Source organism: Desulfuromusa kysingii, from assembly GCF_900107645.1.
GTDB classification, from domain to species: domain Bacteria; phylum Desulfobacterota; class Desulfuromonadia; order Desulfuromonadales; family Geopsychrobacteraceae; genus Desulfuromusa; species Desulfuromusa kysingii.
Genome location: NZ_FNQN01000001.1, coordinates 145390 through 171860, shown reverse-complemented (window position 1 = coordinate 171860; position 26471 = coordinate 145390). Strand labels below are relative to the sequence as shown.

The window sequence follows — 26471 nt, the reverse complement described above, 5'->3', positions numbered from 1 at the left end:
GAGGACAAAACATTGCTATGCGCACCCGGTGCCCCCAAAAAGGGACAGGGGCTGCTCACCGAGCCCCCACCTTGTCTACGCTGAAAAAAGTGGCTGTCGTTAGAACATTCCGGGGATATTCATTCCACCGGTGACCTTGCTCATCTCCCCCTGAACCATCTCCTGACTTTTTTTGATCGCTTCATTGACCGCAGCAAGGACCAGATCTTGGAGCATTTCTACATCTTCGGGATCGACCACATCTTTCTCAATTTTCAGATCAAGAAGCTGTTGTTTACCGTTCGCACGAGCCGTTACCATGCCACCTCCAGCAGTGGCTTCAACTTCTTTATCTTCCAATTCCTGTTGAATTCTGGCAATTTTAGCCTGCATTTGCTGGGCCTGCTTCATGATGTTTCCAAGTCCTTTAGCCATTTACTTTAATCCTCCACGATGTGAATATGATTTATGTCGGGATAGAACGACATGACCACCCCAATATTGTTGACATTCATTACTCAGTATAAACATTACCAGGGGCTTTTTTAAACAAACCCCTTATCAATCGGCTTAACATCTTCAATTTCCCCACCAAAGATATTCAGAGCGGACTTCACTATCGGATGCTCGACAGCATTTTCCCGCAACTTCTTTTTCCGATCACTCTCCTGTTGTACCCGCTCTGCATGCAATGATAAGGGAGCTTTCTCCCCATTCGCAACTTTTTGCACCTCGACTTTCACTGCGGTGGAAAAATATTCCGCTGCGAGAATCTCAATTTCATGGCACATTTCACTATCAGCCAAGCTGAGATACATCCCCGGCATACCGATCTGTAAACGGGGGAGGTCCAGAAGCAATAAGCTCGACTGTTCAAGCAACGAAGAGATCCTTGGCTTACGTCGACTTTTTACAAAGTCGACCAGACCAGGCCAATTCTTATCGCCATTCCCAGTTGTCGGTAAGGTGACCGATGGTTCTAACGGAGGTTCTTCTGCCAGGGGAATATCAGCAGATTCTGGCACAGCAACCGGCTCTACCGGTCGTGGTTTTTGTACCGGGGCTGCAACAGCAACGCCGGAAGAAAGTTTCTTTTCCAGATCTTCCAAGTGCTTGATAAGCGTAGCAACTTCAATACCTGTCGGTAGATCGGCCAACTTGACCAGCACCATTTCCATCGTCAACCGGGGATAGTTAGAGACAGCGAGATCAGCCTCAGTACGGATCAGAGTTGCTAATAGTCGATGTAAGTCCTCCAACGATGCCGGATCGGCCAGGGTCTTTATCTCCTCCAGCTCCGACTCTCCCACGTCAATCAGATCACCCGGATGCTCCACAACTTTAACGACAACCAAAGCACGAACCAATTCAACCAGTTGCTGACAAAACTGCCGGAAAGAGTGGCCGTGCTCATCAACCTTCTGCACTAAATTCAGTAGCTGAGCCGCCTCCCGTTGCAAAATGGCCCTGACGGTCGCCAACAGCAGAGCCCGGCTGACCAGACCCAACAAGCCTTGCAGTTCCTCATCACTGACCTTATCCCCACAAAAAGCGATAACCTGATCCAGCGTCGACAACGCGTCACGCATACTGCCACCACCACTGCGGGCAATAATCGCCAGTCCCGACTCTTCAATCTGAATATTTTCCTGATCGACAATAAAACGGAGGCGCGCCTGCAATGGCGTTAAGCCAATCTTCTTGAAATCAAAGCGTTGACAACGAGAAAGAATCGTGATGGGGATTTTATGTGGTTCGGTTGTCGCGAAAATAAACTTGGCGTGAGCTGGTGGCTCTTCCAGGGTTTTCAATAAGGCATTGAATGCATTTATTGAAAGCATGTGGACTTCGTCAATGATAAATATTTTATAGCGCGACTGCGATGGCAGGTAGCGGATGTTTTCACGCAGTTCCCGGATATCATCGACACCGGTGTTGGATGCACCATCAATCTCCAGAACATCGATCCCCTGCCCCTTGGTGATCTCAACACAAGAAGGACAGACACCACAGGGGTGTGTCGTGGGTCCTTCCTGGCAATTCAAGGCTTTTGCAAAAATTCTGGCAGCGGAGGTTTTGCCGACACCACGAGCACCAGTAAAAAGAAAGGCGTGGTGAACCCGATCAGAAGTAATGGCATTTATCAATGTCTGGCTGACATGTTCCTGCCCAACCAGATCCTCAAAGAGCTGAGGGCGCCATTTGCGAGCAAGAACCTGATAAGACATAATCATTCTCCAGGACAATAAAATAGGGATAAACAGAATCTGGCTGAGGATTTTTTACTGCGATCGCTTTCAGCCTGACCTCACCTGAAGGGCACAGCCTCCAGACAAAATTACCGGTACAAGTGACAGCCAGGCACTCCCGCGGCACACGGCCAAAACCGTTACCGCTGCTCCCTTCCGGGCCTGACGGAGTTCGCGGTCGTCCGTTGCGCGGGACCCGGCTGTCACTTCTACCGGCAATTGATGACCGGAATCTTAAAAAGATATTTTTAGCTACAACGCAAAATTCGAGATTAATTACAATCTAACTAGAAACAAGGTCGTGGAATTGCAACCCACACGGGAGATTAAGCCATTCTGAAATTAAAAGAAAAACCCGTGATTTTGAAACTGTCCCTTGTCAGCATCTACCGAACTTGCAAGACTGATCAAAAATGTTTAGCTGCAAGGCGGACGAAATCTACTGAATAAGTCGTACCGCTAGGTACGTCGTTGAAGTAGATTCAGGACAACACCGCAGATGAGCGTTTTTCATCAGTCCTAAAACTATGGCGGAGAGGCGGGGATTCGGTCACTCCGTCATCGACATCACGTCGATTCCTGCGTCACCTCCCCTTCACTCACTGTCGCGGCCATCCCTGGCCGCTTCTCTGACATTAAGTCAGCGTTCGTTCCGCTTCGAATCCCCGCTAGAAATCTACCATATTTGCACAACGCGAGGTTGTTGCAGAAAGATGATCTTTTTTATTCTAAATGGCGGAGAGGCGGGGATTCGAACCCCGGGTAGCGTTAACTACACCCGCTTTCCAGGCGAGCACCATCGGCCTCTCGGTCACCTCTCCGCGAATTGCAGACATTACACTAACAGATTGGAGGCTGTAAAGAGCTTTTTCAGCTTTGCTCCGTTGCATAACGACCGTTAATCCGGTAGATGAAAGCCAGAATTTCTGCGACAGCCTGAAATAATTCTGCAGGAACCTCCTCGCCGACGGGGATTCGCCCGAGAACTTCCAGCAAGTCGGGATCCTGAACAATATCAACGCCGGCCTCTTTAGCTGCGGCAATAATTTGTTGAGCCAGATCACCGCTGCCGCTGGCGACAATCTCTGGAGTCGATGTTGGTCGGCGATCGTAGCGAAGAGCAACAGCCTGGAGCTTATTCTGATCTCGATCAATCATAAGGGTCAGAGCCTTTCGTCCAACATATTGAACGATTCGGGCAACAAACGTTGCTGGAGTTGTCGCGCGGGCAATTCTGCATTGGCACCAAAACTAACCCCCTGCAACTCTACAGCTTCAAGCGATTCCTTCAATTCATCGGCACAACTTCGCAAATAGCTCATTTTCTCCTGATCCTCACCGGCTAACCGCAAGTGCAATCTCTGTTTTTCGTAAAGCATGTCAATACGGACATTCCCAAGCGCAGAAAGCCGCAAAGATAACGACATCTGTAGTGGAGGCTCACCGTCCTCGTCTTGACAATCTTCACGGGACTGTTTTTCTGCCAACAAATAACCCTCTTCCAACTCGTTGAAGGGTAAAGGTAAAAACGTCACCTGCTCTTCAGCCAACTTTGCCTTACAGAGCTGAAACAGCTCAATCCGATGCAGAGGCTCCTTCACATCGCCCCCGAAATCTTGCTGCAATTTCAACAGGCTCAGCTTCAAACTATGCAAGGCATCTCGATCCTTCCCCCGCAGCAGTTCTGCTTCAAGATGAACCCCGAACAACTGCGATAGCACCCCGAGTTGCCCCCCTTGAGGAGCGCTTGGCCGTTGTGCGATCAGCTGCTCCAATTGTCCTATCATCATATCAAAACCAGGAAACGTCTGCGATAACGGCTGTAAACGACTGTGCAACCCTTCCAGCCGCCCCAGTAATTCAGGAGAAACACCCTGACGTTGATCTTGAGCTTGTTGCACTTGAGACAGTAACTGCTTTATCGCCGTGGAGAGAGTTGCCACATTCGCCGACTCTTGGGGCGAGGGAATTGCCCTTACGGCCTCAGATCCAGAGATAACAGGTTGCTTGAGCTCCCCCGCAACAACAGAGGTCTCTGTTGCGACCTGCCTCTCTATTTGGACAAGAATTTGTTCCACCTCCCCGGATAATTGTGGTGAAACCTGGGGGTGTTGTTGCAGTTGTCTGAGGACAGAGACCAGTAGCTGGCGTTGTGGTGCCAACAACTGTGGGACTTGGTGTAATGGAGCCAACAGCTTTCGGGTTGTCGCATACCAGTTTTTGAGCTGAGCTCCATCGTCGCGCTGTGGTAATAGCGACAATTGCCCCTGCAAAGCCTTAATCACCCCCATAAAAACCGGAGACAGCCCTGCAGAGATCCGCTGTCCATCCCCCTGAAAAACGATTTGCTGCGAAGGTGGAGCGGGAGATGAAACCCCAGAGCTCTGACCGACTTCAGCTGACAGCAACTGTTTTAACTGGGCCACAATCATGTCGATCTGTGCCTCAATCTGAGCTGAACCGGCCGGAACAAGGGGCAATAGTTGTTGCAACTGATGATAAACTTGCTTCGACGCGACCGATTCCATCTCTTGCTGAGGCAGTTGCTGTAACTGCGCGACCAACTGATTCCAGTCAAATGGGCGCGTCAATAACGGCAGAGATTGATTCAATCTGGAACTGACAGAGTCGGCAAGGACTTGGAACTCCAAATGGGGTTGGGTTTGCAACACCTGCAAATTGACCTTTTGACCAACCTGCAGCTCCTTCTCCCCCCGCGCCAGATAAAGCTGTCGGTCAACTTCCAAAACAACCCGATCCAGCTCCCGACGGACAACCACCCCTTGAAGCATCTGACCAAGGTTCAGGCCAGGGGCCTCACTCGCAACAGGACCTGATGAAACAGCTGGCGACACAACAAACAAATTTGCAGGTATTTTCGAATTCACTGTTGTCATGGTGACTTTTCGACCTTCAGGGAACAAAGTTTACTTTTTCACTGGAAATATAACACACATCCCAAAATTCACTCAGAACAGACCATCGAACCAACCCCTGGCTTCATCGTCAAAATACCGACAAAAGTCAACACAGCAAAGCAACATTCCCTGCAATCATGTCATAAAACTGACAGAAACAAGGGCAGCAGCTGTTTTTACTGGTTTTTTCAACTTGGCATAAATTTCGCTTTAGGAGGATAGGACGTTTCACGAAAATATTCATGTGGGCTGCAATTAGAGCTAAAGAATATCTAATAATATGCCGAAAGTAGAGACAATGAATCATATCATCGATATTTCTGAGGGGCAGAAAGACAAGCGAGTGATGAATACAACGGCTCTGATTATTGCCAACAATAAAGATAAAAAAGATCAACTGATCAACCACCTCACTGCAACTGGTCTTTTTCAGCAAATCAAGCCATTAGGCTCCTCGGATGACCTGTTTCAACATTTAAAATCCAAACCTGCGGACATGGTGTGTTGGGCAATCGAGAATGAGGGGCAAAAAGCCACCTGGATTAGCAAACTCCATGCTAATGAAAAATGGCATGACCTCCCTCTGATCGCCTTCGCTGAGGACCAACAAGGTCTCCTCAATGGATATCAACTGGGAGCCAGTGATTCTGTTTATGTTGAGATCGATCCAATCGAACTGAGTGCACGGATGAATCGCCATCTGGAACGGTGGCAACGCCTTTTGGAGCTGCGACAAAGTAAAGAGCAACTACAAAAAATGGCGTTAACCGATCCACTGACGAAATTGGGCAACCGCGCCACCTTTGACATGAGTATCAAACAGGCATCGGCCTGCTCACAACGCTCAGGTGTCCCCTACTCACTGTTAATGATAGATTTAGATCATTTCAAACGATTTAACGATACCTACGGTCATCAAACCGGAGACTCTGTGCTCCGCCTGGTCGCTGACGCAATCCAGACCTCTGCGAGAAATGCAGATATCTGCTGTCGTTATGGCGGTGAAGAATTTGCGGTTATTCTTCCTGACACCAAGGGAAATAACGCCGAAGTTCTGGCTAAGAGGATCCACAAACAGGTCGCAAAAGTTTCCCAGCAACAACCGGCAGGACGGCTACCGATCACTATCAGTATCGGCATCAGCTGTGCTAACCGGGGGAGCAATATCCATCCGGCTCAACTCATTGAAGAAGCGGATCAAGCCCTCTATCAAGCGAAAGAGAATGGTCGGAATCGAACTGAAGTGTGGCAAGCGACGGATATCATCTCCAGGGTTTCCTCCTTCGACTATACTGCTGCGCCACAACTCGCTTTTGGCTCCTACTAAAACACAGGGGACAGAATTAATATCCTGTCCCCTGTGGATTGTAATATTCAGAGATACTCGCACAGGTCAATGATCTTAGGGATCAATGACGTGCTGGATTCAGATGATAGCGTCACCAATAAGCTTCACCCGCAAGCGCAATTGTTTCCGCTGTTCAGCCAAGCAATAAGCGATGATTGCATCCCGATCGTCATCCTCGATATCGACAAAGGTCAACGCAACCTGCCTGTTCCCCTTATCATCATCATAATTAGAGACAACCTCACCGACGCATTCAACGACTGTGGACTGCGGAGCATCGATAACGATCTCCAACCCAAGTTGGGTTCCGGTTTTAATTTTTTCGGAAACGGGCAACCGCAAGCCGCCACCACTAATATTTACAGGGGTCTGTACCGACTTGGCTGATGGATGTTCCTCGTTGATAATCCAGTAACTGACAGACAAATCCGCATCAACCCGAAAATAGCCCCGTTTTTGGATATAGGCGAACGATTCAACCATCTCAAGCAGCAATTTTGCTTTCTCAACGACGGTATTAATCTTCGCTTTAATTGATTTGTTTTCCCCAGCGACGTCAAAACCAACGAAACAAAACTCTTCATGATTTAGCAGTTCCGGATTTAATTGATCAGGGAGAAAGGTGACTTCGAAATGGGGGGAAGTCGTCGTCTTGGCAACAGCGTCTAAGGCGATTTTATTACCGTCGAGCAGTGGCAGAGAAACTTTAACAACACGGTAATCTTTTAATTGTCTCAGTACAGACATAAAGGAACCCTTGGCAGATCGAAACGACTGGACTGTAAGTTGAGTTAAACAACTCCACGCACATGCTGTTGCCGTGTGGCAGGAATTTGATGGTATCCAGAAACAGCCACTCGTCCATCTTTGATCTGTGACAACTCATGCGCAGTAACGGCCATCATGCCACGGATTCTTGGCAATAGCAAATGGTTCAACTCAACGATTTTTTCCAGCAGACGGGCCCGTTCCAGAAACAGAGGATGATCTTGCCAATAGGTCGATGTATGGGGAAAAATTTCAAGAAAAATACGATCATTCAACCCGGCCTCATCCTGGAGTTCTTGCAGTCGCTCAGTATAGATGTGCAATTTTTCAGGATCAGCCTTCAACAACAACTGATCAAGTTGGCTTGCATGTTCAATAATCTGCCGGTATTGCTCTATCGATTTTTTTAGGCATGTTTCCATAAAACAACCTTCAAACAATCTTCCATTAAGTGTGCTTTTCCCAACGGGCCTGATACCATCATCTCACCAGTGGAGAAGGTTTGCCAACGTCTCAAAATGCAGCCGCTACGTGTCTGACTTCCGGTTCCGTCTTTGCCACTTGCTGCGCGCCACCCCGGTTGATCTCAATAGCTTCAACCCAGGTTTCACGCAATCCGGTCAGAAGATTTTCAACCGTTTCCAACGCTTTGCGATCATTCTGCAAATTTGCTCTGGTCAATTCACGAGACATAAACCCATACAGACCATCGAGATCAGCTGCGATATCTCCGCCAACCTCATGGTTGAGAGTGTTGGAAAACTCACAGACAATAGCCATTGCCCGGCTGATCTTTTCCGCTTGAACTTTACGATTTTCCTGCTCCATTGCCAATTGCGCCTGCCGACAAAAACGGATAGCACCATCGTAAAGCATAATCAAAATTTGTTCCGGAGAAGCGCTCAAGATCTGATTGTTCTGATATTGATTCACGTATGCATTCATTTTAGTTATTCCCCGTTAGCATATTATTCAGCATATCCATTTGTTGAGTAAGAAAAGAACTTTGACTGTTCATGCCACTGATTATATTTTCAAGAGCCGTATACTGTTGACGCATAGTCGTCTCTCGTGAAGTCAAACGCGCCTCAATCTGTTCGATACGATTGTCGATTCGCTTAAGATTTGACTCTGTACTCTTTTCCGTTCCTGCCAAAACCCCATCAATGGAATCAGTAATATCTTCTAAGTAATTTTGAAACTTAACCGCAACCCCGTCATTATCACCTTCGCCAACAAGAAGTTTTTCAACATCAGCCAAATTGTTCTGAATCGCATCGGTCAACATCTCATCATCGAGCGCTAAAGTTCCATCTTGCTGGGTTTTTAACCCCAGTTGAGACAAAGCTGCAAAGCTGCCACTATTATCAATTGTCGTCGTCAATAATCCCTGGAGTCGACGCTTAATAACATTCACACCGGAGTCGCCATTCAAAATGCCACCGGATGAACCGTTGATTGTTGACTGACTATTGATAAAACTAGCGACTTCATTATAACCCGTAACAAAAGATTGAATTTGCGACTTAATCGCGATTTCGTCAATCCCGACAGAGACAACGGTTGTTGTCCCTTCTTCAGCCTCAAGCAAATCCAAACTCAACCCAGGAATCGCTTCGGTCAGCATGTTATCGTCGGAATAGATATCGATACTGTCGACGCGAACATGAGCTTGCGTCGCCGCTTGTGTCTCAATCAAATTAAAAGGGGAATAGTTACTGTCGGTCAGAGCCGTTGCTGCGATCGTCTCATCACCACTGAGTGAAATAACATAATTATCGCCATCAGCCACCACTGAAGCCGTCACCCCCGTGGTTGCTGTTTCAGCGTTAATCGCTTCCATAATACTAGTCAGTGAATTGGTTGTATCGCTGAGAGTAATAATATCGCCAGTAGAAAGGGTCAGGGTGCCATTACCAAAAATCTCAGCATCCTGATCTGAAAATCCTCCAGATTCTAACTGACTGCTGATATCACCATCATAATTGGATAATGCTGATGTCAGCGTAAACCCGGAAGCAACATTCTCACCGGTTAAAACCAAACGGTAAGGACTATCTGTCCCATCATTAATAATCGATGCGTTAACACCCGCATCAGCATCATTGATGGCTTGGACAACACCTTCGAGAGAGTTATTGGTTTCATCGATTGTGATGCTTACGGCCTCATTGTCTCCGACCGTCAAAGTTAATTCCCCAAGGGAAAAACCGTGAGCAGACTTATCTGCATAACCTTGAGATACATTTTTTTGCACCTGAGCCAGAGAGACAACTTCAACCTGATAACTGGTTCCCGCCAAAGCATCGGTATCGGCACTGACTGAAAAAAAATCTTCACTTGTCGAAGTGACCGATTTTTTCAGCAAATCCTCTGAAGAACCGAGGTCTTCAATCCGAGAAAGAAAATTCGTCAACTTGGTATCAAAGGTGGTATACGCATCTTGACGAGTGGTAAACCAGGAGCGATCGGACTCTAAACGCTCAACCGGTTGACGTTCAATCTCCATCAACTGGTCAATGATGGCATTTGTATCCAAGCCTGTGGCTAAACCGCCAAATGTTATAGACATCAATCTCTCCCTTCAACCAACAAAAATCCGACTTTGTCAGAATCAACCTGCTGTGTTGACGAGGTTGCCACGCAGACTTGCCAACGATTCTTTCAAATCCAAGATCTCTTCTGCTGGGACCTGACGAATCACCTCATCACTCTCACGATCAACAATCTTGACCACCAACTCATCATTACGCTCATCATTTTCAAAGCGCACACTGTAAAGACCTTCTTCTGCTAAGGCCTTAATCTGGCTAAGCAGTTCTTCTGGCTGAACCTGATTTTTTTCAACGGCTTCGCTTTGCACCAGATCGGCAGCTTTGTTCCTACCATCTTTGACCTGCTCAGCCCCCTTACTTAACTGAGTTTGTGCTGATCCCGTCAAACTGGTCGCATCAACAATCATGATTTTTCTCCCTAGTCCGCTATTATCACTCTTTGAGAAAAAACGGGGGCTGAGTCAACAGCCCCCGAAAAGCTACCCGTTCATTAGCTGAGTAAAGATAAAGCTAATTGAGGAGTCTGGTTGGCTTGCGCCAGAATTGAAACACCAGCTTGTTGCAGGATATTATTTTTCGTCATTGCCGAAGTTTCTTGAGCGATATCCGCATCAAGAATCCGTGAACGTGCTGCTGAAAGGTTCTCGGAAACATTGTTCAGGTTAGCAATAGTTGATTCAAAGCGGTTCTGAACCGCACCGAGGCCACCACGAATCGTATCGATGTCAGAGAGAGCCAAATCGATACTTTCGATCGCACTTTGTGCACCCTCAATACCAGTAATAGAGATACCATCAACTGTAGTTGTAAGAACCTCATTGCTACCGCCTGTGAGAGTTACCGCACCATCACTATCTGCAGTAAAAGTTTCAGATGAAGAAGCTGAAACAGTCACACCTGTAATAGAGGTACCTATCGCATTAGCAACAGCTGTCGAGGTTTGGTTAGCCGCAACTGTACCCAAAGTAATCGTGATGGTATTAGTACCTGATGCGTAAGCAGCACTAGTCGATGTGACAGCCCCTGCCTCAAATACAACATTGTAGGTACCATTTGCAGTTGTTCCAGCCGCAGCACCCTCAAACGACAATGAGCTAAAGGTCCCCTCAGCAACTGCGGAGGTAACAGCAATATTGCCTGCGGTTCCCAGATCAGCACCTTTGGCACTATCGATCCCAAAAGAGATCGTCTGGTTGGTCCCCGCATTAGCGCCGACTTGGAAAGTCGCGTTACTCATGGTCCCATCAATAACTGCTTTACCGTTAAACTCAGTGGTTTCAGCAATACGATCAAGTTCTGCTTTCAGCTGAATAACTTCATCATTCAGAGATGCACGGTCGGAATCACTATTGGTATCATTAGCAGACTGAACAGCCAACTCACGCATCCGCTGGAGAATATTGGTACTTTCTTGCAACGCACCTTCAGCCGTTTGCGCTAGAGAGATGCCGTCGTTCGCATTACGTGCAGCCTGAGTAAGACCACGAATTTGTGAAGTCATACGGTCAGAAATAGCCAAACCAGCAGCATCGTCCTTGGCACTATTGATCCGCAGACCAGAAGAGAGTCGCTCCATAGATGTATTAAGATCTGATTGTGATGAACTCAAGTTACGTTGAGCGTTTAAAGAAGCAACATTTGTGTTAATTGTAATAGCCATAATTTTTCCTCCATGAGTTGTGTTTGCGGGCATCCATGCCCTTATTTTCTAGTGTGGACATCCAAATGGTTGTCTGTGTTTTCCGATCTTACCTACCAGCCTGTACTCAAAGGGTCCGCAATTGTCTATCAGTCACCTCCTTAGCGTTAAATTTCCCTTTCAATAGTCTTTTCGGCATAGTGATGATATATCTTTAGTTTTTTCTTTCTCATACAGAATGCTTAACTGCCTGATATTATAAATGAATTATATTTTCATGACGAATCGATAAATAAACTTAGACTTTTTTTGGCCAAACCATTTCGTCAATTAAAGCAGAAAAAAGTTTATAACCTTCGTCATAAACCTGTTGCCATTCTTGTGCATCATTGGTGAAACACAAAAAGCGATACCAGGAGTTCAATAACAATTCGACAACCTGTAAGTACGGTTCCATGCGTCTGTCACTGTTTTGAGAAATTTTCTTGGGTAGGCTTTGGAGAAGAGAAGACCTGAAAGTGTCAATTTTTCTTGAGAATTTCCCCCAATTAAACTTTGTCATTTTTAGTTCTCGAAGCATTACCTTTTTGTACTCGTTCAACAATGCGTCCCCATCCAGTAAGTGAGGTTGCCAATGAATATCTTTTTCCAACGGCACGAACATAGATTGGATTATTTTCACATCGTTGATTTTACAATAAGGCTTCAATTCAACGTCACAGGTAAAAGCAGGAACAGCCCCATCAATACGCGCACCATCGGAGCAATTAAATACTTCAACCTGTTGTGCAACATATGCAATCGGACGTTGAGCACAAAGACGTGCCAAGTTAAAATATGACTGTGTGACAACATGCGAACCATCAAAATTCGAGGCGACTGGCAAATGGCCTGAAAACAACACGGCTCTATGTTCTGTTTCAGTTTGATACACAGAGCTTTCGGCAACATGCGTTTTCCCAGCCTCCTTAAAAGCAAAATCAAGCCCAAAAAGATAAATTTGGCTGGGCTTACACCAACAGGCAAAAGCCAAAGCCATATTTCCTGATGTTGGCGTTAAAAAAGGAACTTTATGGTTAAATTGAACTGGGTTAATTCCACCATCTTCTGGTAGCATCAATACGTCATCAAAAGAAGAAAACTTGCCCGGAATATCATTGACAGTATTGACCACCGGAACAGAAGGGTCCAACTGCAAACGCTCAAAATGACTCTCTGGCCAGGGATTGATATCGAGCGTAAATTGGAAATCTGGAGAAATCCCCGCCCCACGCAAAGCGGAAACAGCTGAATGGACCGCAAAAATAATAAACTGCTCCTGATTTTGCTTCAGCCAATCGAGATTGTCACTCAATGAAGGTCCGGCACCAACCACAGCAATACGACTTCCGACGTCCAAGGGGTGAGGATTGGAAAGAATACGCTCCCCAGCGTGAATATTTTCCATGGCATGGCTCACGCCATCCAACTGCCAGTCAGCAGGATGCCAAACATCATAGGCTTGACGCCACCGCAGGCGAATTTTTTGCACAAAAACATCCATAATATCAGATGGATATGCCGGTAAAATACGAGTCCATACGGCGCCACTAACTTTTGACTTTTGAAAAAACAACTCCAAACTCATCTCAGGTAACTCTTGACCAACGTGCAGTAATAATTCACCAAAACGCTCCTTCAGTTTTTTAAAATCCAAGAAGTAACATGATAAATTAAATCGAGCATGGTCCGGCTCGATAAACAGCGCATTTTGTAGCTGTGTCCGGCTTAAATAGTAATCAATATGCAGTCCATGATACACTCCCATAAAAATCACAGAATTCGAAAAACGTTTACCACTGGGTAAAGTTGGTAAATTGATTAAGCGATGATTCATTCGGTTGCCAAGACCAGGAAATCGAGAAAGTATAGATTTTTGAAAAAAAACAGGGAATTGTGAGTATTTCCCCTGATCTGAATAACCTTGCGCTCTACCTTCAATCAAATCTATCCAAGCACTATGAGTCCAGTCTCCGAGAGTTTCAGCAAAACGATCTAGACCAACTTCGGGGTGACATAATTCACCTGTGTTTGAATTGGTTATACTAAGAAAGTCATCCGTTACATTGATATGAAAAGGTGCGATCCCTCCAGGTCGTAGTAACTCCGCAACAGCAGGGTAGTGTTCCTTGAAAAACCTTTTATTCTTCTGATATAGGCGCTCTAAACTGTCAGCACGTTGCTGAGGTGTTAGTTTTTTTAATTGTTCAATTGCTGTCATAATTATCCCTCTAACGCTGAAGCTAAAATAGCCGATTCAGGACGAAGAATCGGTATTCCTTGCAAGATAGGATAAGCAAACATGGAATATTCACTCCAAAAACAATCTCCGACGCGTGACAAAGGGAATTGTGTCGCGGGACACGCCCACAACAAATCGGCTTCTTTATTAATCAATTTGACTGGAGGGGTCACAACAAAAGCGTAAGTTGGGTTCAGAGGATTACTGATATTTTTTAAAGGAATGATCTCATCACATGTTGCCCCACACTCTTTAATAATCTGTGGGATGTTCTTCACATATCCAAGGCGATCCATTCTCTGCCTACCTTCAGAAGAGTTTCCCTCATAATAAGGCTCAAATAAAATTAACTTTCGTCTCGATACCCTCAGAAGTTCTGTAAGCGCGACTTTTTCCTGACCTCCATTCGGTTCCAATGCATGAGATGTCCAAATCACATCAATGGCTCCATCCACAAAAGGCAACTGGAATAAATTAGCGACAAAAGGAGTTATTTTTCGAAAAACTGATTCACTGAGCTCTTCAGCAAGAAAACCTACGCCTCTAATCAATCGGCTCCAACTTATATCGCAAGCATAATAATCAGATGTTTCATTGTAGAACTTATTGGCAACCCCCGCCAATGTCGTCATTTCACCCGTCCCAACATCAAGAATAGACTCTGCATCGATACAGTACTTGTGCAATACATTAGAAATCTCAGTTGTATAGTTGAGCCAATAACGACGCTTTTCTTTCACAGCATTGATATACGAACCGGACTGAAGATCATAAGCAATCTCAATAATTTCAGGACTATTGTATTTAATATCAAACTGTTCCCTCAAAGCAGAAGTGACATTCTCTCCTTTTTTAAAAACGTCCCTTGCATGTCGAAGATCACCATAAAGCATAAAAAACCTCGTTTCTAACAATAAGGAGTGCCACATACAGCTAGAATCAAAATAGCCATTCGATACGATCCATTACCGACCAAGTCAGCGGAGTCCTCTTAACATGGAAGATGACTTTTCATCCGATAATTATTTCTAAAGATTTAGGCGCCAAACCATATGCTGAGATGACACTTCCTATGAACATCAGCAGCAATGACATTCTCAGTTCTTAAATCTTTCACTAAAGACAAAGAACACCTACTATTCATGTTTCCCTGTCGCTCGATTGACACTCATCACTGATATACCCAAAAGTTTGTCACGTTGTTTTGACATTCAGACACAATGCTTTCCGATCACGCAATTTCCCCAAAAAGTTGACAGCCAATCCATCAATACTCCGCACCTGAACAACATGCTTTTACCTCTTGCAGCTCACGATAAAACCACCGACACCTTGTTCTGAATCATTCGTTGCATATAAATCTGCTAGTCTATTAAAAGATCAAGTCCCAGCTCACAGGAGTGCCACGTTTTACCTCTCTTGTAACCCTTCTGCCCAATAGAAGCTCATAGTACTTTGGCGGTAAGCCCAACCCCGGACGAATTCTGCGTAAATTTTGCGGTGTAAGCACATCCCCAGATTTAAGGTCCTCAGCTATATATAACGAACGTCTACGCAATCGCGCCTTTTCTTCTGCGGGTGTGGGGCCATATTGAATTTTTCCTAAGGCCAACCAAGCGCGTTTGGTCTCCGCTACCAAGTTGTGCAGCGCTTCTGGTTCAAGAGAAAAAGCGGAGTCAACACCGCCATCGGCTCGCGATAAAGTAAAATGTTTCTCAATTACTGTTGCACCAAAAGCAACCGCAGCGACTGCAGCACCAATACCCATCGTATGGTCAGACAAGCCAACCTCACAATCAAAGAGATCGCGTAAATGCGAAATCGTGCGCAGGTTCGTGTTTTCAGGCGAGGCTGGATAAGTGCTTGTACACTTCAGTAGCACCAGATCTTTACAGCCTGCAGCACGAGCAGTGTCAACGGCTTCAGCGATCTCTGCTATTGAGGCCATCCCCGTTGAAATAATCAGAGGTTTCCCTGTTTGAGCAGCCTTACGAACAAGTGGAAGATCAATACACTCGAAAGAGGCAATTTTATATGCTGGTACGTTCAATGTTTCTAAAAAATCTACGGCAGTTTCATCAAATGGCGAGCTGAAACATGTCATTCCACGTGTGGCAGCTCTCTCCATGATCGGAGCATGCCATTCCCATGGGGTATGTGCCGTCTCGTACAAAGTATGCAAAGCATTTCCCCTCCACAGTGAATCCTTGTCGGAGATAAAAAACTCACCTTCTGAGATATCTAACGTCATGGTATCAGCGGTGTATGTTTGTAATTTAATTGCATCGGCGCCAGCATCAGCCGCAGCATCAACAATTTCCAAAGCTCGCGCCAACGACTGGTTATGGTTACCTGACATTTCGGCAATGACATATGGAGTTGTGGTTAAATCAATATCCTTTTGTGAAATACTTATCATTACAGACCTCAATCTCAGGCTTCTTGAATATCCCATTGGAGTGAATTACGAAAATTTTGTGCTAATTTTTTAGCTCCCTCAGTTGTGGTCGCACGAGTGACAACTTTACCAATGCGATCAGTTCCTTTTCTCAAACATGAAACCCTATCACCCTGGCTTACTGACACTTCCCACTCTAGCAAATCCTTATGGTCAGATAACTCGGTGAGAATGCTGTAGGAATGAAAAATTCCATCCTTTGGTGCCTGCAAAATATAAGCGGCACAAGCTTGAAACCATCTTGATTCCAAGTCACTTTTCAAACCACAGGCCGCTTGAATTGCAGTTCGTGTCCAATCAATTCCTGTGTGATAAAAAACAAGCTCTGGTAGACAGGTTGCTCCTATTCTGGCACCAACCTCAATAATGCGTGGTTCACCATAAAGATCAATAATCAAATCAATATTTGATGGTCCATCTTCGATACCTAATGCTTCAACACATTCCCTTACAGCTTTTTCAGCTTTTATCAAAGCTTTTCCCTGTAAAGTAGATGGAAATGCATGTCCAACTGGGATCATGTAAGGTGGAGCACTGAGTTCATCATCATGCAAGAGAACTTTAACGCAACGTCCTCCAACACTAAAAGCTTGTGCTCCGATTTCTAGCCCCTCTATAAACTCCTCAACAAGCACATCTTTTCCCCGAGTATGTTTCATGGCCTCAAGATAAGCTTCAGACACTTTAGTTTTGGTATCAACTCTGACGACCCCCCTACTACCTGAATTATCAGGAGCCTTAATTATGCACGGGAGACCAATTGCATTAACCGCCTCCACCGCTTCTATTTCATTTGCTACTGATCGGTATTTAGGCTGTGGCACACCACGAACTGAGAACGCTTTCCGTGTAAGAATTTTGTTACTACAACGATCAGCTACCGCGCGCCCACAACCCGGTAATGACAATGCATCAACAACGGAGCCAACAGTAGGAACACCTATGTCACTTTGCATTGTCATTACTCCTGACACCTTATACTTCTTTGCTATCGCAACAACCCTATCAATATCAATAATATCCACAGGCAAAGCGATATCAGCTAATGACATGCCTGGTGCAGAGGGGGCTTGATCCACGACGATAGTTTTGAGACCAAGCGCCCTACAGGACTCGATCGCGGGCACTTGACCAAAGCCTGCTCCAACAATCAAAAAATAGTTATTCATAGCTATTTTTCTTCTTTAATTTTTCTAATTGCGCTTGCAGGAGAACCCGCAATTAAAAGGTTATCACCAAAAGACTTTGTTACGACTGACCCAGCTGCAATAAGGCAACCTTTGCCAATACTAACTCCTGCGGTAACACAAACATGGGCGGCAATCCACGTTCCAGCCCCAATCTCAATCGGCAACAATTCTGAACCACCAAAACGATACGAACCGTTATTGCGGAGATGATTCGCGGCAGTAATCGAAACATGATTACCAATCAACACCTCATCACCAAGAGTTATCGGGCCATTGCCCAAGTAGCTACAAAATCCAACGTAAACATTGTCGCCTACAGTTAACTTCTCTGGTGAATAGATTAAAGCCTGTTCGGCCATTTTGAAGTTTTCCCCGTACGACAGAATCCACTTCTCATAAAGACGTCCTCTGGCTCTGTCACCAACTGAGCCCAGAGGTGTGAAAAAATTACAAAAGCGCATCAATAATCGATCAAACTTATTCATAGAACTCCAAGCCCTCTCAATACCGTACCAGAAACCCTCTCAGCGCCATTTCCATCTACCGTTTCGGAGAGGGATTTTTTCATACGTGGAATCAGGTCTTTTTCGTTTAACAGGCGATCAAGGGCATTGGTTATTTCACCTTCAATAAGGTCAGGCAAACTCCCTAAATAAATTCCACAATTTAAATTCTGCCAAGCCAATGAAGCCTTTTGATCGTCTGATATAGCAATAATAACCATGGGGACATTACAAGCAGACAATTCATAGGTCAGAGTTCCTCCAGAGGTTATTGCCACATCAGAAGTACTCATTATCTTGGTGATATCATCTGGGTTGATAATGATGTTTACATTTTCACCACAGTTCGCAATATAACGTACAAGCTCATTATTATTGGGATTTCCAGAACCACTAATCACCGTTACATTGAACTGCTCACCAAAATTATTCAGAATTTCCTTAAGAGTAAAGAGTATAGCGCCCCGATCATCTCCGCCACCAAAAACAACTAAGAGAGTTTCTATTCCATCTGACTCCTTAGGAACAACCATGCTGAACTCTTTTCTAAGAATCGCATATTTAGCACCAACCATCAGAATAGTATCGGTACGACGCATAGATGCATAAAAATCCACATCCTTAGCTCCGGGGTTTGCATACAAAAGCCAATCTGCCCAAATCGGCTTATCAAAGCATGCCTCAAATTGTAGCCATTTTACCCCAGCATCCCTCAATATGATTTGATAATCTTCATCTACCCGATAATCATCGATTACCGCTGCAATACCATTATGTGCATGGATTATGTCAACAAAAAGACTTGCATCTTCCTTTGAAGTATTCCAATTCAAAACAGGCACCCAAATCTTAAATATTCTACAATCACTCTCAGTGGCGTAAATCTTATCTGGCCCGACCATCCCGCATTCAACCCCATAATCTAAAAATGCTGAGGCTAACGCACGGCACCTTGCAAGGTGCCCAAAACCAAGTCGAGAATTTGCATTGCAACGAAATAAAATCAAGATCTATCCAATTTATTGAGAGTCTGAAACATCAATTCAGCTCTGATCCAATCATCTCCAGTATCAATATCCTGAACTAAATAGCTTGGCAAAACATATGCGCGTCCATTTGGTGAAACCGACTCTCTATTTTCGATAAAAGCATGTGCAGTACCCCAATAAAATTGGGCTGCATCATGGTAAGCAGGTTCTAAATCTTGAGATCTGGTATGACAGTACTGAGGGGAGAACCATTCAGGAAATCCAGAGGCATATATGCGAAATGCGCGCTGAATCGGATACTCAAAGGCACATGAGGAAAAAACATATTCAACGCCTGGATTGGTTACTTTTTCATACGAAGCAACCAGATCTGTGGAGCGAACAAATGGTGCTGTAGAGTATAAACAGCAGACATATTCAGGCATGCCATAGAGCTTTTCGACTTCCCGAATCGCATGATTAACAACAGGACGTGTCGCCGTATGATCATCGGCTAGCTCTGGAGGGCGCATGAATGGAACTTCAGCCCCGTAAAAATCCGCAATTTCAGCAATCTCTTCATCGTCAGTGGAGACAATAATATGCTCAAAGCAACCACTATCTTGAGCGGCCTTAATTGACCAAGCAATCATGGGCTTACCACAAAATTCTTTAATATTTTTACGAGGAATGCGTTTACTACCACCTCTCGCAGGAATAATTGCAATATTCACGGCAACAATGCTCCTCGTAGGGTTTCTACCACTCTGTCCTGCTGTTTTTCCGTCAACAATGGAAACAAAGGAAGGCTTATCGCTTCGGCATAGTAGCGCTCCGCCTCAGGGAAGTCGCCAACCCTGAACCCCATTCGCTGATAATACGGCTGGGTATGAACTGGGATATAGTGAAGGTTGACCCCAATTCCTTGACCACGCAATTGTTCAAAAACCTGTCTATGGGTCTTGGAAATTTCATTAAGCTCTAAGCGTACAACATAGAGGTGCATGCCAGAGTAGCTATCTGGATGTTGCCAAGGCACCGTCACAGGCAGTTCAGATAAGAGCTGATCATAACGTTCTGCCAATTGATGCCGTCGCTCCACATATTGATCCAAACGACTGAGCTGACTGATCCCAAGGGCCGCCTGCAATTCTGTCATTCGATAATTAAAACCCAAATCAACTTGTTGGTAATACCAGGGACCATCACTTACATGGCTCATCAACGAGGGGGCACGGGTAATTCCATGACTGCGGAGCAGATCCATCTTAGCTGCCAAACTCTGATGGTTTGTAACCGCCATACCGCCTTCAGCGGTGGTTATAATTTTCACCGGATGAAAACTGAAAACCGTGATATCACTATAGCGACAGTTCCCAATATGCTCTCCTTGATATTTTCCACCAATAGCATGCGAAGCATCCTCAATAATACAGACCCCATATTGTTGACTTAAAACATGAATTTTTTCCATTTCACAAGGTTGGCCGCCAAAGTGCACGGTTACCAGAACCTTGGGTAAGCATCCCTCTTTGTTTGCCTGCTTAAGTTTCTTTTCAAGTGCTGTAACGCTCAGATTATAGGTCGATGGATCAATATCGACAAAGTCCACAGCTGCACCACAATAGAGCCCACAATTAGCTGAAGCAACAAAGGTGATCGGGCTCGTCCACAGATAATCTCCAGATTTTAAATCAAGCGCACGACAGGCTAAATGTAGTGCCGATGTTGCACTGTTGACGGCAACGGCATATTCGGCTTCACAATAGTTCGATAAAGCTTTTTCAAAACGGGAAACAACAGGCCCCTGAGTGATTAAATCAGATTTTAATACGGCAACAACGGCATCTATATCTGCCTGAGTGATCTCTTGCCTACCATAAGGAATCATATGCACCACACATTTCTTTTCATCTGTAATCATCCTGCCGACGGTTGGCATCAGGATTAATGTAAGTGAAAATCAATTGTCGGAGGGTTTCCACATTCAGCCATTCGGTATTCGTACCACTATTATATGCAAAACCATCTCGACAGGGCTTTCCAGAAAAATGGTGCGTAAACTGCTTCGAGTCCCAAAGAGGTAGTGACGGCAAAATGACAAAATAATCTTTAAACTCAACTGTATTCAGAGCATCGGTCACCGTTACCATTTCCTCGTGCAGCTTCTCTCCTGGGCGTATCCCCACCGTTTTAAGTTTACATTCCGGCGCAATCGCTTCAGCGACATCGGTTATGTGGTAGCTTGCAATTTTAGGTATAAAAATCTCCCCTCCCCACATGATGTCTAATGCCTGTAAGACAAGCTTGACACCATCTTCGAGGGTAATATTAAAGCGAGTCATTCTTTTATCGGTAATCGGTAGAATTCCCTTGTTGCGCTCCTTGAGAAAGAAAGGGATCACACTGCCACGGCTTCCCATAACATTTCCGTAACGCACGACCGAAAACTTAATGTCTCGTTTTCCCTTCATGTTGTTGGCTGCAACAAAGAGTTTATCAGAACACAGCTTTGTCGCACCATAGAGATTGATCGGAGCAGCGGCTTTGTCCGTACTTAAAGCAACCACTTTTTTCACCTGTGTTTCCAAACAGGCATCAACAACATTTTGTGCGCCAAGAACATTGGTCTTTATACATTCAAAAGGATTATACTCTGCAATGGGTACATGCTTTAACGCCGCTGCATGAATAACAACGTCGATATCTTGCATTGCTTTTTTCAAACGGTCTTTGTCGCGGATATCTCCGATAAAATAACGTATTTGAGGATATTTCTCTGGAGAAAATTCTTGTGCCATTTCATATTGTTTTAACTCGTCACGTGAAAAAATAACCAACCGGCGAACCGAGTTTTTATTCTTTAAGATTGTTTTGACAAACTGCTTTCCAAAAGAACCCGTTCCGCCGGTTATCAGAATTGACTGATCAGTGAGCATACAAATATTCCTTCCAGACAAAGTCAAAAAACACACAATGGTTGCGAACATTAAACATCAATGCAAATATAAAGCCAACTCAACGCTCCATTTAAACGCCTAAAAAAAGGGACAGCATCTAATAAATGCTGTCCCTTTTTTGTCCTTTGTCAATTTTTTGTCTTGATATCCTCTTTGGTGCTTTGCTCCTACCAGAATAAAAATATTTCTTAACTATTATCTATCCGTCGGAATGTATCTTATTTTCCAGTGCATCCAATTCTTCCATAGTCGGTAGCGGTGTCTTAGAACTGAAGGTTGTCCCTTCCAAAACGACCTGCAGGGCTCGGTTAGTATCTGGTGCAAATAAAATAGGAGCGGCTAAATTAAGAGTTACCTTGAGATCCTGCGGTACGGTAACAACAGAAAGAACATGGTAACTGGCATTATCATCAATGCCCAGCTTCTTCCTTTCATGGCCATCAGGCACAATCTTATAGTCGTAATAAAATCCAACCGGGTCAGTTAAAACAAAAGCTATTTCAGGGTCTTCCACACTTTGAATCCAGAACAGGGGCCCTTCTTTTTCATTCGGCATAACAATAAAATGACGCAGCTCTTCAAAACCAATCAATCCTTCGGGGAATTCGAGTATGTTTTCAGGATCGTATTCTATTTCACCAAAACGAGACTGAATCTTTTTCATCATTTTTTCCTCCCCGCATTCAACATGTTGCTCAACTCGTTGAGATCCGCTATGTCCCACTGTGTCGCCTCCTTGTTTTCCTGCTTGATGCGATCAAAAACTTCCTGTCGATGGACCTTCATTTCACGCGGGGCATCAATACCGATCCGGACTCCTCCCCCTTTGAGTTCAACGACGGTAATTTTGATATCGTCACCGATGATAATTCCTTCACCGGCTTTCCGTGTCAGTACCAACATAAATGCGCCTCCTGGCTCGTTGCCCACGTCACTCCGAACGCGAGTTTATTCTTTTTTAAATGTAATCCAAAATTGAGAGTTCAGAGACTTTTCCCGTCACACTCAATGCGGCTTCAAAACTTTGCTCCTGTTTCTGCATCTCAGTAATAGTCTCTAGAAGATCGGCATCTTCATAACGGGAGCGATACTCTTCCATATCTATTTTTATCTGTTCCATATTGCTGAGTGCAGTATCAAGGCGCCGTCCAACATTTCCTTTCAGACTTCTCTGGCTGCGAATTTGATTGGCAGCGTCTTCTAGAGGATCGATCAGCGCTTGTACTCCAGTTTGGTTATTTGCTTGAAGTTCTTCCTCCAAGCTTGTTACCAGAGAAAAAATATCCACCCCACCAAACATCAACTCATCTCCAGATAAATTCACTTCAATCAATTCGTTCGGCGCAATTTCAAATTCAACGGAACCACTATCTCCAGCATAAATAATCGGATTGGTGGAGGAAACCGGCAAACTTGGATCCGTGGCAACAAAGGGTGCCGTTTTTTCACTGAACCCGGAAAAGAGATATTTACCGTCAATTTGGGCATTTCCCGCATCCATTAAAGCTTCCCGTATTTGTCCCACTTCGTCAGCATAGGTACTCATGTCCTGAGCGTTCAATGAGCCGTTAGTCGTTGCAATCGCAATTTCTTTCAGACGGACCAAATTATTTTCAATCCCATCCAGATAACCATCCATATTGTCGATCCGATCCAACCCTGTTTCTATGGTTTCAATGTAACGATCTGAGGATTGAATCTGGGTTCTGGCGCTGAGGATCGGGCTGATCGCAGTCGGATCATCCGAAGGACGATTGACCCGCTTTCCCGTGGCAGCTTGCAGCTGTAAACTGGCCAAGGTGTCGCTGGTACGGTCAAGAAACGATTGCAGGCTGCGATATGTTGTGGTCTCAGTTGCTCTCATAATTTACCTAACTTTTTAGCGTCAGCAAGGTTCCCATCATCTCGTCCACCGTGGCGAGAAATTTGGCTGAAGCTTCAAATCCTTTTTGATATTTCATCAGGTTGATCATCTCATCTTCAAGGGAAACACCATCAACGCCATCACGCATATTCTGCAACTGAATCAGGCTATCTTCATAACCTTCTTGAGCTTGACGGTTACGAGCTGCTTCAACCCCGACTGTAGAGACAATCTTGCCGTAATAAGAGACGAAGTTATCATTCCCGATGGTCTGCTGCTGCTCTAAGTCCAAAATCGCCAAGAGGTTGGTATTATCACCAGGGGCATCACTATTTCCGGCAGCAATTTCATCCGTTGCCGTAATATTCATCGCCAAGGATGACGCTGCTCCGTCCACTTCGGCAGGCTGAACAAAAAAGTCGGTGCCAGGGTTGCCGTTCAGATCAGTTCCAGCTTGATGCATGGCATTAACTTCAGTCGCAAAGGTATAAGCGAGTTGATCAAGGCGACCGACAACTTCGGGAATCATCACGTCACGCACCTCATAGAGGCCACGAAATTCTCCACCAAGGGCGGTTCTGTCTAAGGCAAGGTTCGTGGTGCCAAAGTCCAACTCAAGGTTGACATCCGTGCCGTTATAGACCGATGAAATATAGGTTGCTTTATCCCCTTCAACCAAGGGCATTCCATTGGGTAGTTGGACTGAGACTGTCCCGGTCGAGGTTTCAAAGCTTTTCGCACCGATGGTCTCAGAAAGATCTTTGAGGAGCATATCTCTGCGGTCCCGATCGGAGTTGGCTTCCTGACCCGTCCTTTCGATAGCTGAGATTCGCGTGTTCAGCTGAGCAATTTCTTCAACGACAAGGTTTACGCCATCAATTTTTGAAACAATGGTGTTGTTGATGTTCTTCACTGACTGTTGGGTTTCATTGTAAACGCTGTTAAATGCTTCACCAATCAACTCGCCTCGTTGCAGCAGCATCTCCCGCTCGACCTCCCCCCCAGGGTTGGTCGAAAGCTGCCGTACGCTATCAAAGAACTGATCAAATTCATCTGAGAGGCTTCCGTCCCCGATACCGAACACTCGCTCCAACTCTGCCAAGGTGTTGACCATGCTGTTTTCCAAGCCGGCTTCAGCAGATTTATCTTTGATCTGTCCATCAAGAAAAACATCGTGAGAACGGCCAACCGAACTCACCGTGACACCGGTACCGAAAAAGAAATCACCAACATTCAGGGCTGGGTATGGAGTCAGGTTGGGAGTTTGTCTGGAATACCCTTCGGTGTTGACGTTGGCAATATTAAGACCAGTGATCTCAATCGCTTTTTGATTTGTCTGTAGAGAGGTTTGTCCCGAGTTCAGCGCTGCGTAAAGTCCACCACCCATGTCTTACACCTTCCCCGATAAGATTCGACCACCTTGTGATATTGTTCGTGATTGCCCCGTACCACCATAAACTTGCGGCATAGCAGCCTTACCAAAGAATCCCATCAGATCGCGAACCCAATTAAGCCCTGTCCACAGGAGAAACGCATTGCGCCGATTCTCATGCTCAATCTGCTTGAGTAAATCTTCAAACCCGACAATGTCTTCAGGCTGTAGTTGTAAATCGGCTAGAAGTTCTTCTTTGGCAGCAACAACCTTCTGCAATCCGGGCATGTCCAGAACTTTGGCCTTCTCCCGCTCTTGTTGTAACAGATCAAGGAGAGTTTCCAGCTTATGCTTGATCTCCGCGTGAGTCATACTAGCTACCCTTTAAAATGAAGGGGAGAATACTGGACGCCACTTTGTTCAGGTCAGGTTTGTAGCTCCCATCCTCGATCTGTGCTTTTAACGCCTGAACCTTTTCCGAACGAGACGTTTCCTGGGAGGAACTCACTTCCTGAGCCTTGCTGGCATGCTGCAACGCACTGGAAAAATCAACCCGGTCTGTCACCTTGTCCGCTCCAGCGTTCTTCGCACTGGCAGTTTGACCCGCCCGATTGATATTTCCGAGAGGTGTTAATCCTTTATTTCCAGTAATACTATCGACCATGACAGACTCCCTATTCCCCTGATGGTTCAAACTGGGCAGCAAAAGCATCCAGTTTTTCCATTATTGTTTCGTAAGTTTGTTGTGATATCTCTGGCAGAGCGCCACCAAACGCTTCCTGTGCTTCAGAAAACCCTTGATCGATGGCTGACTTCATCTGCTGTAACTTCTCAGGATCGCCACCAAAGCCACTGATGGCAAAGTCGACAATTCTTTGCGATGTTTTTTCAACTCCGAAATAGCCATCATCAGCGACCAGCTCTTGCGCCTCTTCCTGAGTCAGCGTCGTAAAATCGACTTCGCCACTGGCAGTGCTGAACTGTAATTCAAGCCCCTGCTCCTGCAGTGTTTTCGTAACCAGATTGCGCAATAATTCGTAAGGCGTAGCAACATTCAATCCCGGGCCATAGGTTTCATTGACCGATTCATGCTCTCCTAAAGAGAGTTGATCTTCAATAGCGGTCTGATTTTTCTCTCCCTGACGTGGCTGTATGGCTTCTTCTTGTCGCGGTAAAGGAACAGCCCCCGAACTGCGGGTGGGATCAATTGTTGCGGTCATAAGTCTCCTCCTATGAGAACTTCTTGGAGGATATATCGACAGATAATCTGATTTACTTTAGGCCTTTTTACATTATATTCATGGATAAAATTGAGGATAGAAGCTTTTAACGGAGAGTCGCAGAGACCGCAGAGTGCACGGAGAAAACCATTATAAATTCTTGTACCTATTTTTAAATTTCAGAAAAGACCTCTGTTCA

27 protein-coding genes, 1 tRNA gene and 1 other RNA gene are annotated in these 26471 nt (G+C 45.2%); 1 reads left to right on the top strand and 28 read right to left on the bottom strand.

Features of this window, described 5'->3' with window-relative positions; genetic code table 11:
• Positions 1-99: 99 nt before the first annotated feature.
• From BLU87_RS00880 to BLU87_RS00855, 6 genes are all read right to left on the bottom strand, one after another.
• Complete coding sequence (locus BLU87_RS00880) at positions 100-414, bottom strand: YbaB/EbfC family nucleoid-associated protein (RefSeq protein ID WP_092344048.1); 315 nt, start codon at positions 412-414, stop codon at positions 100-102.
• 110 nt (positions 415-524) lie between these two features.
• Complete coding sequence (dnaX, locus tag BLU87_RS00875) at positions 525-2207, bottom strand: DNA polymerase III subunit gamma/tau (RefSeq protein WP_092344047.1); 1683 nt, start codon at positions 2205-2207, stop codon at positions 525-527.
• 124 nt (positions 2208-2331) lie between these two features.
• An RNA gene (ffs, locus tag BLU87_RS00870) (signal recognition particle sRNA small type) lies at positions 2332-2430 on the bottom strand.
• A 531-nt stretch (positions 2431-2961) separates the two neighbouring features.
• Positions 2962-3049: transfer RNA gene (locus BLU87_RS00865), tRNA-Ser, on the bottom strand.
• Between the two features lie 49 nt (positions 3050-3098).
• Positions 3099-3386, bottom strand: a complete 288-nt coding sequence (locus BLU87_RS00860; RefSeq protein WP_092344046.1) for an EscU/YscU/HrcU family type III secretion system export apparatus switch protein — start codon at positions 3384-3386, stop codon at positions 3099-3101.
• 5 nt (positions 3387-3391) lie between these two features.
• Positions 3392-5125, bottom strand: coding sequence for a flagellar hook-length control protein FliK (locus BLU87_RS00855; RefSeq protein ID WP_092344045.1), 1734 nt, complete (start codon positions 5123-5125; stop codon positions 3392-3394).
• Positions 5126-5444: 319 nt separating this feature from the next.
• Here BLU87_RS00855 and BLU87_RS00850 point away from each other — a divergent pair, with 319 nt between their 5' ends.
• A complete protein-coding gene (locus tag BLU87_RS00850; protein ID WP_175498224.1) occupies positions 5445-6473 on the top strand; it encodes a GGDEF domain-containing protein in 1029 nt (342 codons plus the stop codon).
• Between the two features lie 99 nt (positions 6474-6572).
• On the opposite strand, the gene BLU87_RS00845 is transcribed toward BLU87_RS00850, so the two are convergent.
• From BLU87_RS00845 to BLU87_RS00740, 22 genes are all read right to left on the bottom strand, one after another.
• Complete coding sequence (locus BLU87_RS00845) at positions 6573-7241, bottom strand: flagellar brake protein (protein ID WP_092344043.1); 669 nt, start codon at positions 7239-7241, stop codon at positions 6573-6575.
• 44 nt (positions 7242-7285) lie between these two features.
• On the bottom strand, positions 7286-7684 hold the full coding sequence (locus BLU87_RS00840) for a hypothetical protein (protein ID WP_092344042.1): 399 nt from the start codon (positions 7682-7684) through the stop codon (positions 7286-7288).
• Between the two features lie 91 nt (positions 7685-7775).
• A complete protein-coding gene (fliS, locus tag BLU87_RS00835) occupies positions 7776-8207 on the bottom strand; it encodes a flagellar export chaperone FliS (RefSeq protein WP_092344041.1) in 432 nt (143 codons plus the stop codon).
• A gap of 1 nt (position 8208) precedes the next feature.
• Positions 8209-9834, bottom strand: a complete 1626-nt coding sequence (gene fliD / locus BLU87_RS00830; RefSeq protein ID WP_092344040.1) for a flagellar filament capping protein FliD — start codon at positions 9832-9834, stop codon at positions 8209-8211.
• Positions 9835-9876: 42 nt separating this feature from the next.
• Positions 9877-10224 carry a flagellar protein FlaG gene (locus tag BLU87_RS00825; RefSeq protein WP_092344039.1) on the bottom strand — a complete coding sequence of 116 codons (348 nt, stop codon included), beginning with the start codon at positions 10222-10224 and terminating at the stop codon, positions 9877-9879.
• An 83-nt stretch (positions 10225-10307) separates the two neighbouring features.
• A complete protein-coding gene (locus BLU87_RS00820) occupies positions 10308-11477 on the bottom strand; it encodes a flagellin (RefSeq protein ID WP_092344038.1) in 1170 nt (389 codons plus the stop codon).
• 277 nt (positions 11478-11754) lie between these two features.
• Complete coding sequence (locus BLU87_RS00815) at positions 11755-13716, bottom strand: motility associated factor glycosyltransferase family protein (RefSeq protein ID WP_092344037.1); 1962 nt, start codon at positions 13714-13716, stop codon at positions 11755-11757.
• Positions 13717-13718: 2 nt separating this feature from the next.
• Entirely contained in the window at positions 13719-14630 is a 912-nt protein-coding gene (locus BLU87_RS00810; RefSeq protein ID WP_092344036.1) for a class I SAM-dependent methyltransferase, read from the bottom strand.
• Positions 14631-15109: 479 nt separating this feature from the next.
• Positions 15110-16156: a pseudaminic acid synthase gene (gene pseI / locus BLU87_RS00805; RefSeq protein ID WP_092344035.1), complete on the bottom strand. Its 1047-nt coding sequence runs from the start codon at positions 16154-16156 to the stop codon at positions 15110-15112.
• 14 nt (positions 16157-16170) lie between these two features.
• Complete coding sequence (locus tag BLU87_RS00800; protein ID WP_092344034.1) at positions 16171-17364, bottom strand: ATP-grasp domain-containing protein; 1194 nt, start codon at positions 17362-17364, stop codon at positions 16171-16173.
• A 2-nt stretch (positions 17365-17366) separates the two neighbouring features.
• Positions 17367-17870 carry an acyltransferase gene (locus BLU87_RS00795; RefSeq protein WP_092344033.1) on the bottom strand — a complete coding sequence of 168 codons (504 nt, stop codon included), beginning with the start codon at positions 17868-17870 and terminating at the stop codon, positions 17367-17369.
• Positions 17867-18895 (bottom strand): PseG/SpsG family protein, encoded by a 1029-nt coding sequence (locus tag BLU87_RS00790; protein ID WP_092344032.1) that lies wholly within the window; start codon positions 18893-18895, stop codon positions 17867-17869. Before BLU87_RS00790 ends, BLU87_RS00795 begins: the two co-directional genes overlap by 4 nt.
• Positions 18892-19590: a pseudaminic acid cytidylyltransferase gene (pseF, locus tag BLU87_RS00785; protein ID WP_092344031.1), complete on the bottom strand. Its 699-nt coding sequence runs from the start codon at positions 19588-19590 to the stop codon at positions 18892-18894. The genes BLU87_RS00790 and pseF overlap by 4 nt, the downstream gene beginning before the upstream one ends.
• Entirely contained in the window at positions 19587-20747 is a 1161-nt protein-coding gene (gene pseC / locus BLU87_RS00780; protein ID WP_092344030.1) for a UDP-4-amino-4,6-dideoxy-N-acetyl-beta-L-altrosamine transaminase, read from the bottom strand. Before pseC ends, pseF begins: the two co-directional genes overlap by 4 nt.
• Before the next feature lie 19 nt (positions 20748-20766).
• Positions 20767-21795: a UDP-N-acetylglucosamine 4,6-dehydratase (inverting) gene (pseB, locus tag BLU87_RS00775; protein WP_092344029.1), complete on the bottom strand. Its 1029-nt coding sequence runs from the start codon at positions 21793-21795 to the stop codon at positions 20767-20769.
• Between the two features lie 220 nt (positions 21796-22015).
• Entirely contained in the window at positions 22016-22483 is a 468-nt protein-coding gene (locus BLU87_RS00770; RefSeq protein ID WP_217637413.1) for a flagellar assembly protein FliW, read from the bottom strand.
• Complete coding sequence (gene csrA, locus BLU87_RS00765; RefSeq protein WP_092344027.1) at positions 22480-22719, bottom strand: carbon storage regulator CsrA; 240 nt, start codon at positions 22717-22719, stop codon at positions 22480-22482. The genes BLU87_RS00770 and csrA overlap by 4 nt, the downstream gene beginning before the upstream one ends.
• 55 nt (positions 22720-22774) lie before the next feature.
• Complete coding sequence (gene flgL / locus BLU87_RS00760) at positions 22775-23680, bottom strand: flagellar hook-associated protein FlgL (RefSeq protein ID WP_092344026.1); 906 nt, start codon at positions 23678-23680, stop codon at positions 22775-22777.
• A 7-nt stretch (positions 23681-23687) separates the two neighbouring features.
• Positions 23688-25067 carry a flagellar hook-associated protein FlgK gene (flgK, locus tag BLU87_RS00755; protein ID WP_092344025.1) on the bottom strand — a complete coding sequence of 460 codons (1380 nt, stop codon included), beginning with the start codon at positions 25065-25067 and terminating at the stop codon, positions 23688-23690.
• A gap of 3 nt (positions 25068-25070) precedes the next feature.
• The gene (locus tag BLU87_RS00750) at positions 25071-25424 is read right to left on the bottom strand and encodes a hypothetical protein (RefSeq protein ID WP_092344024.1); all 354 of its coding nucleotides are present in this window, start codon (positions 25422-25424) and stop codon (positions 25071-25073) included.
• A gap of 1 nt (position 25425) precedes the next feature.
• Positions 25426-25716, bottom strand: coding sequence for a flagellar biosynthesis anti-sigma factor FlgM (flgM, locus tag BLU87_RS00745; protein ID WP_175498223.1), 291 nt, complete (start codon positions 25714-25716; stop codon positions 25426-25428).
• Between the two features lie 10 nt (positions 25717-25726).
• On the bottom strand, positions 25727-26272 hold the full coding sequence (locus tag BLU87_RS00740) for a hypothetical protein (protein WP_092344022.1): 546 nt from the start codon (positions 26270-26272) through the stop codon (positions 25727-25729).
• Between the last annotated feature and the right edge of the window lie 199 nt (positions 26273-26471).